The organism is Streptomyces sp. NPDC008313, assembly GCF_042956125.1.
Taxonomy (GTDB): Bacteria; Actinomycetota; Actinomycetes; order Streptomycetales; family Streptomycetaceae; genus Streptomyces.
This window is the reverse complement of sequence record NZ_JBIBFR010000001.1, coordinates 85,902-103,592: the sequence shown is the minus strand read 5'-3', so window position 1 is coordinate 103,592 and position 17,691 is coordinate 85,902. Positions and strand designations below refer to the sequence as shown.

The window sequence follows — 17,691 nt, the reverse complement described above, 5'->3', positions numbered from 1 at the left end:
AATTGCGGCGGCGCGGTGAGCGCAGAGCATTGAGGGCATGCGGCCCTCCCCGCAGTGAGCGGGAAGGGTCGTGCCGAATGGTCACGCAGCGCTGGCGTCGCCCTTCATGCCGGGGCGGTCGTGGAGGTAGGACCAGTAGACGGCCAAGGTGGGCGACCTCTTTGCCGCCGGATTGACGCGCAACAGTGTCGTCGTCTCCCTGTCGAACCGCCGGTGACACGTAAGGCACAGGGGCACGTAGTGCATTGGGTCTGTGCTGTAGGGGGTGCCGACGTGCCGCCCCTTCTCGTCGCGTGACTCGTTGGGGTCCAGATGGTCGTACGCCCACTCGGCACCCTGCTTACCGCAGGCCCGCCAGCAGGGGTGGGCGCTCGCCTTGCCGCGCTCCATGCGGACGATGTGGTGAGCCTTGTCGTACGACATGGGGGCGCTATGCGCCGGACCCCCGCAGGTCTTCGTTCGCCCGCTCATGAAGTTGCTCCTGTCGACGTCCTTCACTTCGCCGCAGGCACAGAGGCACAGGAGGCGGCGCGGACGACCCTCTACGCGGCAGATGAAGGTCAGCATTCCCCGGCGCATACCGGACTCGTACGGCGGACGCGATGGCGCGCCAGCGGCGGAGCGGCGGCGAGAGGAAGTGTTCGTCTTGGACTTACTCAAGGGGCGGAGACTCCTTGTCGAGGTTTGCGTGTTGGAGAGGCTTGCGCGGCGAAGCCGCTCCCTGAGCAAAGACGTCTTGCGGCAGCTCCGGCGCTACGCGCCGGGCATTGGTGAAGGCGTCTTGCGTCTAGGGCTTGCCCACCTGCTTCTTTCGCCGCTGCCCTAACTAGATAGAGAGGACGCGAACGTTTCCCTAGGTCAGAGCAGCTTTCGGTACAGGCCACAGCTGTACTCGGTACAAATCCGCGCGGTACCTGCGCAGCTAGAGCCGCTCGGGATGCGTGCGACAGGGAGATGGCGCACCCTTCTCCTTCTGGAACGCGTGCCTCCCGAGCACGAGACAGGCCGCTGATGAATGCGGCGACACCAGGTCGAGACGCTTCGCGCTGGCGACGGCGCCGGTCGTGCTCTGTTTGCTGAGTCGTGTGCCGTTCTTCGACAGGATGGCCGCGAGCACGTTGGGCCCGAACGGTGCGTGCCCGTGCCTGTCGGCCCAGCCGAGTGCGGCGAAGTGCACGCGGTGCGCGAGTGCGAATCGTTCATCGCGTGCCATGCGTCGGTACTCATGCTGCGAGACGGCACCCCAGGGCTTGCCCTGCCCGAAGTGGATAGCCACTCGATCGTGGCCCCCTTTCTCTCCTTCTGCGGCGCGGTGCGCCAGTGACCCCGCCGGGCGGCGGGACATGTGCCTCCTTTCGGTTGGCTGTGTGGTGGGAATGGGTCGGTCAAGCCGAGACGGGGCACTCTCGGTCGATCCAGCGGTCGACCTCTGACAGTCGGAAGCGGAGGCTTCCGCCTACCTTCCGGGACGGGATGCCGAGCATCCGGTGGTTGTTGTAGATCCACGCGGGCTTCTTGCCCAGGTACTCGGCCAGCTCGTCGACGGTCATGAGGCGGTGATGGTGCAAAGGCGGACTCCTGTCGTGGAGGGCGGGCCTCCACATCTTGAGTGCACTAGTTCGGTTCGGTCAAGTCCGGCTCTGCCTTATCCGGACTTGACTGGTGCGTGGTGCGTGCTTACGGTTCGGATATGAACTCGACATCGCAGCCGCCAGGCACCGAACCGCGAGATGGCGTGACCGTCATCAAGCGCATGGGCGCATGGGCGGTGACCATGTACTGGCCGCACGGCACCAGCGGAACTGTGGGGCCCCGAGAGATTCACGTCGTTCCTGCGGAAGATGCCGACCCGCAGGAGATCGCACGCGGTATCTCCAGCACTGTTCTCCGGCGGATCAACACCACGCCGAGTGAGGACTTCGCCGCGATGCGGTCACTGGCGGAAGCTGCCGACCTGGATATCCGTGAGCTCGGCGAGCGGCTGGCTTCCCTCCCGGGCGGCCTTACGGATGAGCGGCTGGCGGTGCTGTCTGCCCTCTACGTGCACTTCGTTGATGCGGGAGAGCGCGCCCCGGCGCAGCGTCTGGCGGTGGGATTCGACTTGAATCCGGCCACTGTGAAGGGGCACCTGCGCGCCGCGCGGCAGCGGGGCTTCCTGACCAAGGTCGAAGGCAAGGCGGGCGGGCAGCTCACGGACAAGGCAGAGCAGACACTCAGGGGGATGAAGCGTGGCGCAGGTACTGAAGAAGTGTGACTGCCGGAACAAGACCCGGTGCGCGCACCTGTGGACCGTCCGCTACCGCGAGCCCGGTGGGCGGACCGGGCGCCAGCGGGAGAAGTCGTTCCCCACGAAGAAGGAAGCCGAGAGCTTCGGTGTCAAGGCGGAGAATGACAAGCGGGCCGGGGTTTACATCGACCACCAGCTTGGGCAGATCTCGATGCGCAAGTGGGCAGAAGAGTGGCTGTCGCAGCACCAGGTGAACGAGTCGACCCGGCGGAACTACCAGGGCTTCATCTCGAACCATTTGCTTCCCGCGCTGGGTGCGCGCACTCTCGCCAGCGTCACTGTCCCGGACGTGAAGAAGCTCCAAACTGCCATGGTCAATGGCGGGTTGGCGGGATCGACGGTCAACGACCGCATGAACATCCTGCGCGCCATGATGGCGACGGCCGTCAAGGAACGCCGCATACCTGAGAGCCCGTGCGACGGGGTGCCGCCGATCAAGACGGCGGGCGCGGCCGTCGACCCGGACGAGATACCGACGCTGGCGGAGGTGTACGCCATCGCCGCCGCCATGTCCGATCAGTACCGGCTGACCGTGTGGCTCCAGGCGGGCGCTGGGCTGCGTATCAGTGAGGCTCTGGGGCTGACCTCCGACTGCCAGCGGGAAGGCTTCCTGCGGCTGCGCAGGCAGATCAGCGCCAAGGCGAACCAGGGCGACTGTGTGACGCGGTTCGTGCCGCTCAAGCACCGCACGGCGGACGAGTACCGGGACGTGCCCACGCCGACGTTCCTGGACCAAGAGATCGGCAACCACCTGAAGCGCTGGGGCACGGTCGAGGTCGACGGCGTAGAGGCGCTGTTCGCGCCGCGTGAGCGGGGCAAGGGGAAGATGCCTACGGCATCGACGTACGGTTACCACTGGCGGAAGGCGTGCACGGCGGCGGGCGTGGTCGCGCCGGACGGGAAGCCGAAGTACACCCCGCACTCGCTGTGCCACTTCTTCGCCTCGACGGCCCTCGCGAACGGCGTTCCGATCCACGAAGTGAGCCGCTGGCTCGGTCACCGGAACATCAAGACCACCGTCGACACGTACGGGCACCTGGTGCCGGAGGCGTGGGACCGGTGCCGGGACGTGATGCAGCAGGCGCTTCGGCCGTCGCCGGTACGCGCCGTCGCCGTGGCGGCGTGACGTGCTGACCGACGACACGGTGCTGACTTGGTGCTGACCCTGCACCCCTCGAAGGGGCGGAAACCCTTGGGAACACTGGGAAGGAAGGGGTTCCATGAACGTTCCGCTTCAACGTGTAGCGGCTGATGTGTCACCACGTATGCAGGTCAGGGAGGGTCCGACTCTTCGGGGTCGGGCCCTTGGTTTTTTCCCGTGCTGGGATTCGGGCAATGCGTCGCCTGGGCTGAGGGTGGGCGGGAGAGAAGCCGCCCACACGCCTTCTTCACGACTCTGGGGCCCGCGCGGATCCAGGCCGTGGCGCTTTTCCTACTCGTTTGACACAATCGGGGCATGACTGAGACGACGTACAGCATCGGGGAGGGCCCGGCGACGCGGGTGAGCCTGTCGCTGGCGGAGGGCACCGCGGAGGCGATCCGGGCGCGCGTGGGGAAGCGGGAGTTCTCCGCGTTCATCGCCGAGGCGGTCGAGCGTGAGCTGCGCGGGCAGGTCCTGGACGAGTACCTGGCGGACTACGAGAGCCGCAAGGGGCCGGTCTCTGAGCCGGCTCGTCAGCGGGCGCGGCAGGTCTTCGACGAGGTGTTCGCCGAGGAGGCCGAGTGGCCCGCCGCAGGCTGAGTCACGAGGGGACGCTGGTCCTCGACAGTGAGGGACTCTCGAAGCTGCTCGCCGACGATGAGCAGGTGGTGGCTTTGATCGCTGAGGCGCGCTCGCGCGGCATGGAGGTCGTGATCAGTGCGCTCACCATCATCGAAGCCGTCCACGCCCGTACCAACAAGTCCCGCCTGAACTGGGTGCTTTCCGGGCTGCGGGTCGTCCCGGTCGGGGACGAGGAGGCGAGGTCGGCCTCGAAGTTGATGATGAACGCAGGGTTGCACGGACACAAATACGCGATCGATGCGGCCGTCGCCGAGGCCGCCCTGCGACAGCATCGCCCTGTGGTCATGCTGACTTCCTATATTGGCGACATGGCCAAGCTGTGCGGCGAGCGGGTACGGCTCGTGGCGGTGTGAGGCTCAGTAGGAGCGGGGCCCCATGGGCTCCAGTGGCCGAGGAAAGGCTTGAGGTCGTCGCCGCGGGGTTTCGGCGGGGTGGGCAGTTTCGGCGCTGAGACCGATTCGGTGAGGCGTCGGAGGTGAGCGTCCGCGAACGCGAGCCACGCCTCGATCTCGGTCCGCTCCTGCCCGGGCGGCAGTGAGGTGGCGTGGTCGCGTACTGCTGCGATGCATTCGGTCAGGCGGCTGGCGATCCCAGTGTTGGAACACTATGCGCGAGCCGTGTGGATTGACGCGCCGCTCGACGGCGAAGTCAGCTCTGGGATCGGGCGAAGGGTGACGGCATCTCGTCCGAAGGGTGACGGCATTTCGTCCGAAGGCGTGCGGCGGCTGGTCGAGCGTGTCCATGCCGCACTCGACCAGCAGCGGTCCGGCCTTGAGGCACCCCGCCGACGATGAACACCGTCCTGAACAACCTCCGTGGGCGCGGCCTGATCGAGCGCACCCCGCACGAGTGGCACCGCAACGTGCTGGAGACCCGGCTCACCGACCAGGGCAGAGCCGTGATGGCCGACGCGGACGCCCGCGCCGTCCGCGTCGAGCGGGCGCTGGCCGACGAGTTCACCGAGGCGGAGCGGGAGACGCTGGCCGCGCTGCTCGGGCGCTGCGTCGGACTGCTGGAGCGGGAGCGGCCCTGACGGCGGGGGCGCCCCGCGCCCGGCCCGCTCCGGGGGGCTACGCGGCCGGCTCCGCGAGTCCCGTCTTCAGGCCCGCCCCGCACAGCGGGACCACCGTCGTCCGGTCGCCGAGCGCGCCCTCCCGCACCGCCGCCCAGCAGGCCACCCCGGTCGACTCGACGAACAGCCCGCGGGAGGCGAGGTCCCGCTGGGCGTGCCGGATCTGATCCTCGGTCACGGTCAGGAAGCCGCCCCCGGACTCACGCACCGCCCGCAGGATCTGCCGGGCCCGCGCCGGACGGGGGATCGCGATGCCCTCGGCGAGGGTCGGGGCCGCCGGGGTGACACCGGTCAGGTCGTCGGCGCCCGCGCGCCACGCCCCGGCCAGCGGGGCCACGGCGGCCGACTGGACCCCGTACAGGGCCGGCCTGCGGTCGATAAGGCCCGTGGTGTGCAGTTCGGCTACGGCGAGGGCCGCGCCGAGCAGGAGCGTGCCGTTGCCGACGGGGACGACGAGCACCTCGGGGAGCCGTCCGCCGAGGTCCTCCCAGAGTTCGTGGACGTAGGTCTTGGTGCCGTGCAGGAAGTACGGGTTGTACACGTGCGAGGCGTAGAAGACCCCCTCCTCGTCCGCCGCCTCGCGCGCCGCCCGGGCCGCCGCCTCCCGGTCACCCGGGACGACGTGCGGCCGGGCCCCGTGCGCTTGGATCTGCTCCAGCTTCTTCGGCGAGGTGCCCTCGGGGACGTACACCGTGCAGGGCAGCGCGGCCCGGGCGCAGTAGGCGGCGATCGCCGTGCCCGCGTTGCCGCTGCTGTCGGCGAGGACCTGACGGGGGCGCAGCCGCAGCGCCAGTTCGGCCAGGAGGACGGCTCCGCGGTCCTTGAAGGAGAGCGTCGGCATCAGGAAGTCGAGTTTGGCCGAGATGCCGTCCTTGAGCTCCACCAGCGGGGTGCGGCCCTCGCCCAGGCTGACGGTGGGGGCGGCCAGCGGCAGCGTCTCCGCGTACCGCCACAGGGAGTTGACCCGACCCGTGAGGGACTTGAGCGGTGCGGGGGTGGGGGAGAAGTCCAGGTCCAGCGGGCCCCGGCAGACCGGGCAGCACCAGGCGAGCGAGTCCGAGGGAACACGCGTGCCGTCCGTCGGGCAGAAGCGGTCCGGCAGTGAGGTCATGTCCGCAGGGTAGATCCGCGGGCCGCCGGCCACGGGGCATTCCCGGCCCGCGTCGGTCGCGTTGGCCGGGCGGCAGCCGGGCGGCAGCCGGGCGGCAGCCGGGTGGGAGCCGTGCGGGGGCGGGCCGCGCCAGGGCGGCGGCGGGGGCCGGGCCGCGTACCGCCCCTGTTCGGCTCCCGCTTACGATGCGCCCAGCCGTACGACTCTCGTACACGCGTTCCCGATCACCCGGACCAGGAGCAACGCACCCGTGGCCACACCCCCGCCCCCCGGACCCGAGCAGCCCCAGGGCCCGTACCCGCCGCAGGGCACGCCTCCGGATCCGGACCCGTTCGCACCGCCGCCGGAGCCCGCCGGGCAGGGCCCCCACCGGCCCTTGCCCTCGTACCCGCAGGCATCCTCGTACCCGCAGGCCTCCTCGTACCCGCAGGGGCCGGGCGGCCCGCACCAGCAGCCCTACCGGTACTGGGGCCAGGGCTACAGCCCGTACAACCGCCCCGCGCCGGTCAACGGGCTGGCGATCACCGCGCTCGTGCTCGGTCTCCTCTGCTTCCTGCCCGCCGTCGGCCTGGTGCTCGGCATCGTCGCGCTCCGCCAGATCAAGCGGCGGGGGGAGCAGGGCAAGGGCATGGCCGTCGCCGGAATGGTCATGTCGTCGCTCGGCCTGGTGCTGCTGGTGGCCGCGCTGACGACGGGTGCCGCGGAGGACTTCGCGGACGGCGTCCGGGACGCGGGCGGCAGCACCTTCTCGGTGGGCAGGGGCGAATGCTTCGACGCCCCCGGCGGCTCGCTGGAGGGCTACGCGTACGACGTCGACGTGGTGCCGTGCGAGGGCGTGCACGACGCCGAGGTGTTCGCGACCTACGTGCTGGACGAAGGCGCCTACCCCGGCGACGACGTCATCAACGACACCGCCGACGAGAAGTGCTACATGTACCAGGACCTGTACGCGATGGACGCCTGGGCCGTCCCGGACGACGTCGACATCTACTACTTCACGCCCACCCGGCAGAGCTGGCGGCTCGGCGACCGCGAGATCACCTGCATGTTCGGCAACACCGACGTCACCGGCACCCTGACGGGCTCGCTGCGCCGCGACACCACGAACCTGACGTCCGACCAGCTCACCTATCTCAGGGCCGAGGCCGCCAGGGACGACGCGCTGGAGACCGCGCCCGACGAGGAGTTCGTCGAGGACGACCTGCCGGGGCACCGGAAGTGGGCGGGCCGGGTCGCCGACGCGCTCGGCGAGCAGACCGGCAAGCTGGACGCGTACCCCTGGACCCCCGCGGTGGAGGACGCCGTGGCCGGTCAGTCGAAGGCCTTGAAAGAGGCCAGGAAGGAGTGGGAGAGCGCGGCGCGCGCGACCGACGCCGACGCCTTCTACGAGCACTACGACCGGGCCGCCGCGCTCCTCGACGGCAAGGCGGCGGTCACCGCGCGCAAGGCTCTGCGCCTCGACACCACACCGCCCGTGTACGACGACCCGTACGAGGGCGACGGCGGCACGGGCGACGGTGGCTCGGGAGGCACCGGCGCCGAGGTGTGAGCGCGTCCATAGCGGGGAGAAACCGCCTGCGTAAAGCCCTCACCGGGGCTAAGTCATCACATCGAGTGATTCACTGGCCTTCACTTGCGCGCCACCACCCACGGTTGCCAGGCTGTAGCTGTCTGTACAAACCGATGGGGGTGGCCAGTGACTTTCGGTGAGCAGCCTGCGTACCTGCGCGTCGCGGGCGATCTCCGCAAGAAGATCGCCGACGGTTCACTGCCACCGCACACCCGCCTCCCCTCCCAGGCCAGGATCCGCAAGGAGTACGGGGTCTCGGACACCGTGGCCCTGGAGGCGCGCAAGGTGCTGATGGCCGAGGGCCTCGTCGAGGGCCGCTCCGGGTCGGGCACGTATGTGCGGGAGCGCCCGGTGCCCCGCCGGCTGGCCCGCTCCGGGTACCGGCCGGCCGACGGCGCGACCCCGTTCCGGCAGGAGCAGGCCGACGTGTCGGCGCGCGGCACCTGGGACTCGCGCAGCGAGCAGGCCGAGGCGGGCGCCGCCGTCGCGGAGCGGCTGTCCATCCACCCCGGCGACCGCGTGATGCGTACGACGTACGTGTTCCGGGAGGCGGGCGAGGCGATGATGCTCTCCACGTCCTGGGAGCCCTTCGCCGTCACCGGGCGTACGCCGGTGATGCTCCCGGAGGAGGGCCCGCTCGGCGGGATGGGCGTGGTCGAGCGCATGGCGGCCATCGACGTGGTCGTGGACAACGTCACGGAGGAAGTGGGCGCCCGCCCCGGGCTCGCGGAGGAGCTTCTCGCTCTGGGCGGCGTGCCGGGCCATGTCGTCCTGGTCATCCAGCGCACGTACTTCGCGTCCGGCCGCCCGGTCGAGACGGCGGACCTCGTCGTACCGGCCGACCGCTACCAGGTCGCCTACCACCTGCCGGTCCGGTAGATCGCGAGCCCGCGGGTCCCGTACCCGCGGCGCACCGCCCGCACCCGCGGACCCTGCGCTCGCGGCCCGCCGCCCGCGCCCGCAGGCCCGGTACTCACGCCCCGCGCCCCGCGCCCCGCACCTCACGCCCCGCGCCCCGCGCGTCCGCGTGAAGTGGCCCCCGCCTCCGGTGGGACGGCCGCGTCACCGCCCAACCGGGCGTGCTCTGGGCGCAGTTGTAATCCGGCCGTTCTCACCCCCGTGTTCCCGGCCGCCGGTCCGCGCTGCTCGGCTGACGTCCGCGCGCCCGCCCGACGGCGCGCGGGACGCGATGCGCCCCGCGCTCTCTGGCCGGTTGATGTACCTCCTTGTGAAAAGCCGTATTCGCTGCGTGAAGGTTGGGCGTACGCTCGGGCATATGCGGACTGGGGTTTCCTTATGGGGAGGGGCGGCGGGGGTCCCCCTCGCCCGCACGCGGACGAGAACGCGGGAGAGCAAGCCGGGAAAGCGAAGTGGAGGGGCGCGATGACCGACGGCACGATCACTCTTCCGTGGCTCGTCATACGGCAGGACGACAACGGCAACCGCTACCGCGTCGGCCGGTACGCGACCAGGGCCGAGGCCGAGAAGATCGCCGACAGCCTCGACGGCCGGGGACACAAGCAGCTCTACTGGGTCGAGCGGCTCGCGCAGAACGGCGCGGGCGAGGTGAACGGGTACCAGTGATCCACCCCGCCGGTGCGGACGCGCTCCCGTAGGCTCCGGCGCATGACGGATCGGATCGTGGTGGTCGGCGCCGCCCTGACGCGCGAGGGGCGCCTTCTCGCCGCGCGCCGTAGTGCGCCCCCTGAACTCGCCGGACGCTGGGAGCTGCCCGGCGGCAAGGTCGAGCCCGGCGAGAGCCCCGAGGGCGCCCTGGTACGCGAGCTGCGCGAGGAGCTGGGCGTCGAGGCGGAGCCGGTCGGGCGCGTCCCCGGCGAGTGGCCCCTGAAGCCGGGCTACGTCCTGCGGGTGTGGCTGTCCCGGCTGGTGTCCGGCGAGCCCCTGCCGCTGGAGGACCACGACGAGCTGCGCTGGCTGACCCCGGACGAGATCTGGGACGTGGCCTGGCTCGACCAGGACGTGCCGGCGGTGAAGGCGGTGCTGTCGGTACTGGCGAGCGCGGGCCGGCGCGCGGAGGGCGGCGCTCGCTGAATGGCCGTACGCCGTTCGCGCCACAGTGAGCGGGTGTACGCGGTAAAGCGCTCCGTATATCGGGTATGTCACCTGTAACCCCATGAAACCGGACATGGGTGGGACTTCCGGCTTGGGAAGTGATCGGTTTGATCGGCACCGAAGGCGACCGCGCGGAATGGACCTTCCCCGCGGATCCGGGCGCCGTGCGCACCGCCCGCGCCGTCGTCCGGGGTCAGTTGCGCACCTGGCGGCTGGACTCCCTGAGCGATGTCACCGCGCTGCTCGTCAGCGAGCTGGTGACCAATTCCCTGCGCTACGCCACGGGACCGATCGGCGTACGCCTGCGGCTCAGCCCCGAGTGGCCGTCCGTGCTGCTCGTGGAGGTCTCCGACCCGCTGCCCGACCTGCCCCACGAGCGCGGCGCGCACGATGACGACGACGAGAGCGGCCGCGGGCTGCAGCTGGTGGCGGAATCGGCGCAGCGCTGGGGGATGCGGCCCGGAGGCGCGGGCAAGACCGTGTGGTTCGAACTCGCCGTACCCCGCTGAGACACCGCCGCGGACGCCCCGCTCCGAGGCCCGTGTCCGGGGCCCGTATCCGGAGCCCGTGTCCGCGGCCCGTGTCCGCGGCCCGTTGTCCGAGGGGTGGACTCCGTCGCAGATCAATGCCCCTGTCCTTGATTCGACGGGGTGTCACGTGGTTAGAAGACTGGGAGTATGCAGCGGCCGGTCCAAAAACCATCGGGACCGTGCTGTGATCGTGAACACCGTGTTGTGCGGTGCCGTAGTGCTGGATACTGCGGGCAGCCGCCCCCGGTGACCGGTGCCGGACGCGGTGAGCTGGAGGGGACGGTTCGCGTGAGCGAGATACCAGCGAAGGCCACGGAGTCCGAGGACCCGTCGGACGGCGCGAGGGCTGAGGCCGCGGGTGACGTGACGCGCGACACCGACGGCGGCAGAGCCGACGGCGACGCGGCCACCTCCGACGCGGCCACGTATGACGCGGCCACGTACGACACGGTCGCGTACGGCGCGGCCACGCACGACGCGGTCGCGTACGGCGCGAGCGCGCACGACACGTGGCAGAGCAGCCCTCCCGGCTCCATGTACGACTACATCAAGGTCGCCTCGTTCTCCATCGGGCCCGACGGACTCATCGACCAGTGGAGTCTGCGGGCCGAGCAGCTGTTCGGCATCCCCGCCGCGCGGGCCGTCGGCCTCGATCCCATCGAGGCGTTCGTCGCCCCCGGCCGGCGCGACCGCGGCCAGCGCAAGATGGCCGAGATCCTCGACGGACGGGAGTGGACCGGCGTGGTCCCCTTCCAGGTCCCCCGCACGGAGGGCACCGGCCGGGACGCGGCCGAGCCGGCCGAGGGGATCGCCGAGGTCTATGTGATGCCGACGCGCACGGAGGAGGGGGAGAAGGCCGCCGTCTGCATCGTCGTCGACGTCCGTACCCTGCGCCGGATCGAGACCGACCTCGCCGCCTCGCAGGCGATATTCGGCCAATCTCCGTTCGGTTTCCTCCTGATCGACACCGACCTGCGGGTACGACGCGCCAACCAGCGCTTCGCCTCCACCTTCGGCGGCGGCGTCGACGACCACCGCGGCACCACCGTCCACGACTACCTCCCCCGGGCGGAGGCCGAGCGCGTCGCCGCCACGCTGCGCCGCGTCCTGGAAACCGGCGACTCCGTCACGGACATGCATGTCACGGGCTTCGTGCCCGGCTCCGACGAGCGCAGGCACTGGTCGGTCAACCTCTACCGCGTGCACAGCGGCACCGGCCGCCCCATCGGCATCGCCTGGCTCGGAACCGACGTCACCAGGCGCCGCGCCGCCGCCCGTGAAGCCGCCGCCGCACGGCGTAATCTCGCCCTTCTCAACGAGGCGGGTGCCCGCATCGGCAACTCCCTCGATCTGGAGACCACGGCACGCGAGCTGCTCGGCGTCGTCGTCCCCGGGTTCTGCGACCTCGCCACCGTCGACCTCTACCAGGGACTCCTGGCCGGCGACGAGGCCCCGCCGGGACTCGCCGACGGAAGCGCGGAGCTGCGCCGCGTGGCCTTCGCGAGCGCCGTCGCCGACGCACCGTTCGCGGGCGGGCACGCACCGGTCGAGGTGGGCGCCGTCCACCACTACCCGTTCAACTCCTCCTGCGCGGACGCCCTGCGCACGGGCCGCCCGCGCCACATCCCCGCCGAGGACGGCGGACTGGTCCAGTCCACCCTGGCCGTCCCGATGGTCGCCCACGACACCGTCGTGGGACTCGCGCGGTTCTCCCGTACGAAGGGCAGCGAGCCGTTCGGCGAACGCGACCGCGCGCTGGCGGTGGAACTCGCCGCGCGCGCCGCCGTCTGCATCGACAACGCCCGCCTCTACCGCCGCGAGCACGAGCGCGCGCTGATCCTGCAGCGCTCGCTGCTGCCCCCGGGCGACCCCGAGGCCTCCGGCCTGGACATAGCCTGCCGCTACCTCCCCGGCAACGCGGCCACCGAGGTCGGCGGCGACTGGTTCGACGTCATCGAACTCCCCGGCCACCGCACGGCGCTGGTCGTCGGCGACGTGATGGGCCGCGGACTGCGGGCCGCGGTGGCCATGGGCGAACTCCGCACGGCGGTACGCACGCTGGCCCTGCTCGACCTCGAACCGGCCGAGGTCCTCTCGGCACTGGACGAGATCGCCCGCGGTCTCGGCACCCCCGGGGGCGTCCAGCAGGCCACCCGCACGGCACGCCAGCCGCGGGACGCGGACCTCGCCGAGGTGTACCTCGCCACCTGCGTGTACGCGGTCTACGACTCGGTGACCCGCCGGTGCACCTTCGCCAACGCGGGCCACCTGCCTCCCGTCCTCGTCGAGCCCGGCGAGAGCGCGCTGATGCTCGACGTGCCGCCGGGGATGCCGCTCGGCGTCGGCGGCGAGCCGTTCGAGGAGGTGGAGGTCGAACTGCCCGAGGGCGCGCTGCTGGCCCTCTACACGGACGGCCTGGTGGAGTCCCGCGACCATCCGCTGGACGAGGGCCTCCAGGCGTTCGTGGGGGCGCTGACCGACCCCTCCCGCCCGCTGGAGGACGTCTGCGACCACGTGCTCAACACCCTCGACACCCACCACGGCGAGGACGACATCGCGCTGCTGATGGCACGGGTCCAGGGGCTGCCCGCCGACTCCGTCGGGGACTGGACGCTGCCGCGCGAGCCCCGCAGCGTGGGCCGGGCCCGCGAGTACGCCCGCGCCCGGCTCGTCGGCTGGGACCTGGAGCCCCTGGTCGACACGACGGAGCTGCTGGTCAGCGAGCTGGTGACGAACGCCCTGCGGTACGGGGAGGGTGAGATCAGACTCCGGCTGCTGCTCGACCGGACCCTGGTGTGCGAGGTGTGGGACGCGGGTCTCGTCCAGCCGCGCCGCCGCCGTGCCCGGGACACCGACGAGGGCGGACGCGGACTGCAGCTCGTCGGCCTGCTGAGCGCCGCCTGGGGATCCCGCCGCACCCCGCGCGGCAAGACCGTCTGGTTCGAACTCCCCCTTCCCGACGGCGGTACGGGACTCACGGGCCCGGCGGAGGCACTGCTGAGCCTCTTCTGACCACCGGGTGCGGACGGCCGCGTCGTCCCAGCTCATCACCGTGATCGCAACCGCACCACCCGTCCCCGGCGTCCTCCCCGGCACTGTCGAACACGCGGTCCGGTCCGGGCCGCCGGCCGAGGAGGTCGGGGATGGAACACACGGACGCGCACAACGGGACGCCCGCCGACGGAGGGGACCAGCCGCACATACCGGTGCCCGCCGACGGCGGCTCCCGGCCCGCGCCCACCGGCACCGACGGCTCCCCGGCACCGGCGCCCACCACCGACACCGCCGAGGCGGAGGCCACGGACGCCGGCTCCCCGGGCGGCGGACGCCGCAGGCCCTGGGTCCGCTGGGTGAGGCGTGGCGCGCTCACGCTGGTCCTCCTGCTGGTGGTCCCCCTGCTCGCCGCCGGGACGGCGCTGCGGATCAACTACACCGGTGACCCGGCGGACGGCGCCCGCACCCGGGGCCGCGACGCCGTCTGGCTCGGCCACGCCTGGGTGGACGGGCGCAAGAAGGACGCCGACATGACCGCGCTCGCCCGCCGCCTGGACGGCACCGGCATCCGCGACCTCTACGTCCACTCCGGCCCGCTGGAGCACGACGGAAGCCTGCCGAAGTCGGCGTACCCCCGCGCCCGTTGGCTGATCGAGTCGGTCCACCGGGAACTGCCCGGGGTCAGGGTGCAGGCGTGGCTCGGTGACGTGCTCGCCACCGAGGGCCCCACCGGACTGCGGCTGGAACGCGCCGGTTCCCGGGCCGCCGTGCTGCGTTCCGCCCGGCAGATCCTGGACGCCGGGTACGACGGCGTCCACTTCGACCTGGAGCCCCTGCACTCCGGCGACCGCCACTACCTCGACCTGCTCGACGCGCTGCACCGCGAGACCCGGTCCCGGGGTGCCCAACTGTCCGTCGCCGCCCACCAGATCGACCCGCTCCCGGGCTTCCACTCCCTCTGGGGCACCCTCGCCGGACACCCCAAGTGGTGGTCGCAGGCGTACTTCGGGCAGGTCGCGCGCCGCGTCGACCAGATCGCCGTCATGTCGTACGACACCATGCAGCCGACGGAGGGCACCTACGGCGGCTACGTCGCGCAGCAGACCGCCCTCGCGCTGGAGGTCACGCCGTCCTCCACCGACCTGCTGATGGGCCTGCCCTTCTACCACGAGAACCGGTTCGGCCACTGGGCGCACGCGGAGACGGTGCCCGCCGCCGTCCGGGGCGTGCGCCTCGGCCTGTCCCGGACCGACGCGGGGCGCGACCGCTTCGGCGTCGCCCTGTACGTCGACTTCGCGGCGACGGAGGCGGACTGGACGGCGTACCGGAAGGGCTGGACGGACGGGCCGTCGTGACCCCGCCGGTCAGGAGGACGCGGGGCGCCGCCGGATCCTGCTGCCCAGCCACACCAGCGGGTCGTACTTCCGGTCGGCCGCACGCTCCTCGAGGGGGATCAGGGCGTTGTCCGTGATCCTCTGAAGCCGACGTCCGTCACCAGGTCGCGTACGACCGGGAAGGCCCGCAGGGGGGTGACGGTGATCGTCTCGGCGCGGTCGGACACCGACATGCGGGTCATGCGCATCAGCCGGGGGCGGCCGTTGATCTCCGCCGAGCACCTGGCCGAGCGATGCCGGCCGATGCACTTGGGATCTGCACGGATTGGCGGATCGCGAGCGGTGCGACGCGCCCCCTGTTGCGCCGTACGGGTGGGCTTGGGCGCCGCCCGCGCCGTGCCTCCGACGGGCCGCGCTCGGCCTCCCCTTCAGTGGGCTGTAGATCTGATCAGCTCCATATACCGCCAAACGTGATCAGAACCGGCCTCTGCCCTCCTTGCCGGAACGTTTCCGCCGAGGGGTGGAGGGTCCGGCGAGCCCCGGAGGTAGCTGTGATGTCCCACACCCGCGTCGGACCGCACGCGGTGATGCGCTCGGTCGTCTTCCTGACCGCCGGCGCGCTCGCGGTGCCCGCCCTCGCCGCCTGCGGCGAGAAGGACGAGGCGGGCAAGCCCGTCGCCGCGCAGGACATCGCGCCCGCGGCGCGGGACCGGATCAAGGACGGCGGCACCCTGCGCTGGGCCGTGGACGCCGTACCGGAGACCCTCAACACCTTCCAGGCGGACGCCGGTGCCGCGACCTCACGGATCGCGGGCGCCGTACTGCCCTCCATGTACCGGCTCGACGCGACGGGCCGCCCGCAGCGCAACCCCGACTTCCTGGAGTCCGCGAAGGTCGTCGAGCGCGAGCCCCGACAGGTGGTGCTCTACCGGCTCAACCAGCAGGCCGTCTGGAGCGACGGCCGCGAGATCGGCGCCGCCGACTTCGTCGCCCAGTGGCGCGCCCTGTCCGGCAGGGACACCGCGTACTGGACGGCCCGCAACGCGGGCTACGACCGCATCGAGAAGATCGAACGCGGCAAGAACGACCTGGAGGTCCGGGTCACCTTCAGCAAGCCCTACGCCGACTGGAAGGCCCTGTTCTCCCCGCTGTACTCGAAGGACGTCACGGGCACCCCGGACTCCTTCAACGACGGAGCGCGCGGCAAGCTGAAGGTCACCGCCGGTCCGTTCACCGTGAAGAAGGTCGACCGCGAGGAGGGCGACGTCACCCTCACCCGTAATCCGCGCTGGTGGGGCGCCCCGGCCAAGGTCTCCGAGCTGGTGCTGCGCGCCGTACCCCGCGACAAGCGGGCCGCCGAGCTCGCCGCCGGAAGACTCGACCTCGCCGAGATCGACCCGGAGGAGTCCCAGCGGGTCACCCTGGCCTCCCAGGACAAGGGCGGCCACGGGGCGTCCGCCCACGGGCCCGGCGCCGCGATGACGCCGGCCAGGGCACTGCGCTCCTGGGCCGTCGCGCACGGTTCCGACGAGGACGCGGCGGACGAGGAGACCACCGCCCGCAAGAAGCGGCGCAAGGCGATCGCGAAGTACACGGACCAGCAGGCCGCCCTCGCCGGCTTCGTGGTCCGCAAGTCCCTCGAACCCTCCTTCACCCAGCTCGCCCTCAATGGTGCCGAGGGCCCCCTCGCCGACGAGCGCGTCCGCCGGGCCGTCGCCCGAGCCCTCGACCGCAAGGAACTGGCCGGCGCCGTGCTGAAGCCGCTCGGCCTGCCCGCCGTGCCGGTCGGTAGCCACCTCGCGCTCTCCGGCCAGCCGGCGTACGCCGACGGCAGCGGCGCGCTCGGCGGCCAGGACACCCACGAGGCGCGGGCGCTGCTCGCCGACGCGGGATGGGTGGCCGGCGGCCCGGTCACGGAGGACGGCACGGAGAAGGCGGCCGGTTCCCGGGGCGAGAAGGGCGACACGAGCGAGAAGGACGGCACGAAGGCGTCGGACGAGGACGAGAAGGGGGACTCCGGGGACGACGACGGCACGTACATCGTCGGCGAGGACGACAAGCCCGCCGACGGCAAGCCGGCCGACGCCGACCGGGAGCAGAAGAAGCGGACGAAGAGCGCGGGCGGGCACGCCGCCGAACCGCTGGACGGCAAGCACTTCGTCCACAAGCGGCGCGACGCGGCCCAGGGCGCGTACGCCCCCGAGGGCACGGCCGCGCCGAAGGGCGCGGCGAAGGGGCTCGCGGGCGGGGTGCTCGCCAAGGACGGCAAGGCGCTGACCCTGCGGTTCGTGCTCCCGTCCGGGCCGGGCTCGGCGCCGCTGCGCACGGTCGGCGAGCGGATCGCCCGGATGCTGGAGCGCGTCGGCATCCGCACGGAGATCTCCAAGGTCTCCGACGAGAGCTATTTCAAGGACCACATCGCCTCCGGGGAGTTCGACCTGGCGCTGTACTCCTGGCCCGCCTCCGCCTACCCGGCCACCGACGCGCGGCCGATCTACGCGAAGCCGGTGCCCGGGGCGGACGGGGCGCTGAGCGTGGAGCAGAACTACACGCGGGTGGGCACGGACCAGGTCGACCAGCTCTTCGACCAGGCCATCGGTGAGCTGGACGACAAGGCCCGCCGGTCCCTGATGCGCAAGGCGGACGCCCGCATCTGGGCGGCGGCGGGCTCCATCCCCCTCTACCAGCGCCCCCAGCTCGTGGCGGCCCGCGCCGACCTGGCCAACGCGGGCGCCTTCGGCTTCCAGACCCCGGTCTACGAGGACATGGGCTTCCTGGACAAGAGCCGGTAGCCGCGGCCCGCACCCTCGGGCCACCGGCCTCCGGACCCAGCGGAGGCCGCTCCCGGCGAGGACCCGTACCATGGGGTAAGGCCGTGGCGTGTAATGCCCGGCAGGCCCCGCTCCGCGGAGGCCGTCCACTCACTCCGGGAGAAGC

The 17,691-nt window shown here is 71.7% G+C and carries 17 protein-coding genes and 1 pseudogene; 13 read left to right on the top strand and 5 right to left on the bottom strand.

Annotated elements, in window-relative coordinates; all coding sequences use genetic code 11:
• Positions 1 to 81: 81 nt before the first annotated feature.
• The 3 genes from ACFY93_RS00490 to ACFY93_RS00480 form a co-directional block, all read right to left on the bottom strand.
• The gene (locus tag ACFY93_RS00490) at positions 82 to 423 is read right to left on the bottom strand and encodes a hypothetical protein (RefSeq protein ID WP_391352270.1); all 342 of its coding nucleotides are present in this window, start codon (positions 421 to 423) and stop codon (positions 82 to 84) included.
• A 499-nt stretch (positions 424 to 922) separates the two neighbouring features.
• Positions 923 to 1,276, bottom strand: coding sequence for a hypothetical protein (locus ACFY93_RS00485; protein ID WP_391352268.1), 354 nt, complete (start codon positions 1,274 to 1,276; stop codon positions 923 to 925).
• A gap of 109 nt (positions 1,277 to 1,385) precedes the next feature.
• A complete protein-coding gene (locus ACFY93_RS00480; RefSeq protein WP_079146323.1) occupies positions 1,386 to 1,550 on the bottom strand; it encodes a helix-turn-helix domain-containing protein in 165 nt (54 codons plus the stop codon).
• A gap of 140 nt (positions 1,551 to 1,690) precedes the next feature.
• On the opposite strand from ACFY93_RS00480, the gene ACFY93_RS00475 reads away from it, so the two are divergent.
• The 5 genes from ACFY93_RS00475 to ACFY93_RS00455 all read left to right on the top strand — a co-directional run bounded on the left by ACFY93_RS00475 (position 1,691) and on the right by ACFY93_RS00455 (position 5,103).
• Positions 1,691 to 2,254, top strand: a complete 564-nt coding sequence (locus ACFY93_RS00475) for a hypothetical protein (protein ID WP_391352266.1) — start codon at positions 1,691 to 1,693, stop codon at positions 2,252 to 2,254.
• A complete protein-coding gene (locus ACFY93_RS00470; RefSeq protein WP_391352264.1) occupies positions 2,229 to 3,413 on the top strand; it encodes a tyrosine-type recombinase/integrase in 1,185 nt (394 codons plus the stop codon). The genes ACFY93_RS00475 and ACFY93_RS00470 overlap by 26 nt, the downstream gene beginning before the upstream one ends.
• Before the next feature lie 330 nt (positions 3,414 to 3,743).
• Positions 3,744 to 4,028, top strand: coding sequence for a hypothetical protein (locus ACFY93_RS00465; protein ID WP_391352262.1), 285 nt, complete (start codon positions 3,744 to 3,746; stop codon positions 4,026 to 4,028).
• A complete protein-coding gene (locus tag ACFY93_RS00460) occupies positions 4,010 to 4,423 on the top strand; it encodes a DNA-binding protein (protein WP_391352260.1) in 414 nt (137 codons plus the stop codon). Before ACFY93_RS00465 ends, ACFY93_RS00460 begins: the two co-directional genes overlap by 19 nt.
• A gap of 437 nt (positions 4,424 to 4,860) precedes the next feature.
• The gene (locus tag ACFY93_RS00455) at positions 4,861 to 5,103 is read left to right on the top strand and encodes a MarR family winged helix-turn-helix transcriptional regulator (protein ID WP_391352258.1); all 243 of its coding nucleotides are present in this window, start codon (positions 4,861 to 4,863) and stop codon (positions 5,101 to 5,103) included.
• 37 nt (positions 5,104 to 5,140) lie between these two features.
• On the opposite strand, the gene ACFY93_RS00450 is transcribed toward ACFY93_RS00455, so the two are convergent.
• Complete coding sequence (locus ACFY93_RS00450; protein WP_391352256.1) at positions 5,141 to 6,253, bottom strand: pyridoxal-phosphate dependent enzyme; 1,113 nt, start codon at positions 6,251 to 6,253, stop codon at positions 5,141 to 5,143.
• A gap of 250 nt (positions 6,254 to 6,503) precedes the next feature.
• Between ACFY93_RS00450 and ACFY93_RS00445 the strand changes: the two genes are divergently transcribed.
• From ACFY93_RS00445 to ACFY93_RS00415, 7 genes are all read left to right on the top strand, one after another.
• Entirely contained in the window at positions 6,504 to 7,802 is a 1,299-nt protein-coding gene (locus ACFY93_RS00445) for a DUF4190 domain-containing protein (protein ID WP_391352254.1), read from the top strand.
• Positions 7,803 to 7,949: 147 nt separating this feature from the next.
• A complete protein-coding gene (locus ACFY93_RS00440) occupies positions 7,950 to 8,702 on the top strand; it encodes a GntR family transcriptional regulator (protein WP_391352252.1) in 753 nt (250 codons plus the stop codon).
• A gap of 504 nt (positions 8,703 to 9,206) precedes the next feature.
• Positions 9,207 to 9,407: an SPOR domain-containing protein gene (locus ACFY93_RS00435; RefSeq protein WP_391352250.1), complete on the top strand. Its 201-nt coding sequence runs from the start codon at positions 9,207 to 9,209 to the stop codon at positions 9,405 to 9,407.
• 42 nt (positions 9,408 to 9,449) lie between these two features.
• Positions 9,450 to 9,875, top strand: a complete 426-nt coding sequence (locus ACFY93_RS00430) for an NUDIX domain-containing protein (RefSeq protein ID WP_391352248.1) — start codon at positions 9,450 to 9,452, stop codon at positions 9,873 to 9,875.
• A gap of 98 nt (positions 9,876 to 9,973) precedes the next feature.
• The gene (locus ACFY93_RS00425) at positions 9,974 to 10,405 is read left to right on the top strand and encodes an ATP-binding protein (protein ID WP_391352246.1); all 432 of its coding nucleotides are present in this window, start codon (positions 9,974 to 9,976) and stop codon (positions 10,403 to 10,405) included.
• A gap of 309 nt (positions 10,406 to 10,714) precedes the next feature.
• The gene (locus ACFY93_RS00420) at positions 10,715 to 13,438 is read left to right on the top strand and encodes a SpoIIE family protein phosphatase (RefSeq protein WP_391352244.1); all 2,724 of its coding nucleotides are present in this window, start codon (positions 10,715 to 10,717) and stop codon (positions 13,436 to 13,438) included.
• Between the two features lie 131 nt (positions 13,439 to 13,569).
• Positions 13,570 to 14,775, top strand: a complete 1,206-nt coding sequence (locus tag ACFY93_RS00415) for a hypothetical protein (protein ID WP_391352242.1) — start codon at positions 13,570 to 13,572, stop codon at positions 14,773 to 14,775.
• A gap of 9 nt (positions 14,776 to 14,784) precedes the next feature.
• Here the strand turns inward: ACFY93_RS00415 and ACFY93_RS00410 are convergent.
• Positions 14,785 to 15,035, bottom strand: a pseudogene (locus ACFY93_RS00410) (2Fe-2S iron-sulfur cluster-binding protein); the annotation flags it as partial.
• A gap of 273 nt (positions 15,036 to 15,308) precedes the next feature.
• Here ACFY93_RS00410 and ACFY93_RS00405 point away from each other — a divergent pair.
• The gene (locus ACFY93_RS00405) at positions 15,309 to 17,546 is read left to right on the top strand and encodes an ABC transporter substrate-binding protein (protein ID WP_391352240.1); all 2,238 of its coding nucleotides are present in this window, start codon (positions 15,309 to 15,311) and stop codon (positions 17,544 to 17,546) included.
• The last annotated feature ends 145 nt before the right edge of the window (positions 17,547 to 17,691 follow it).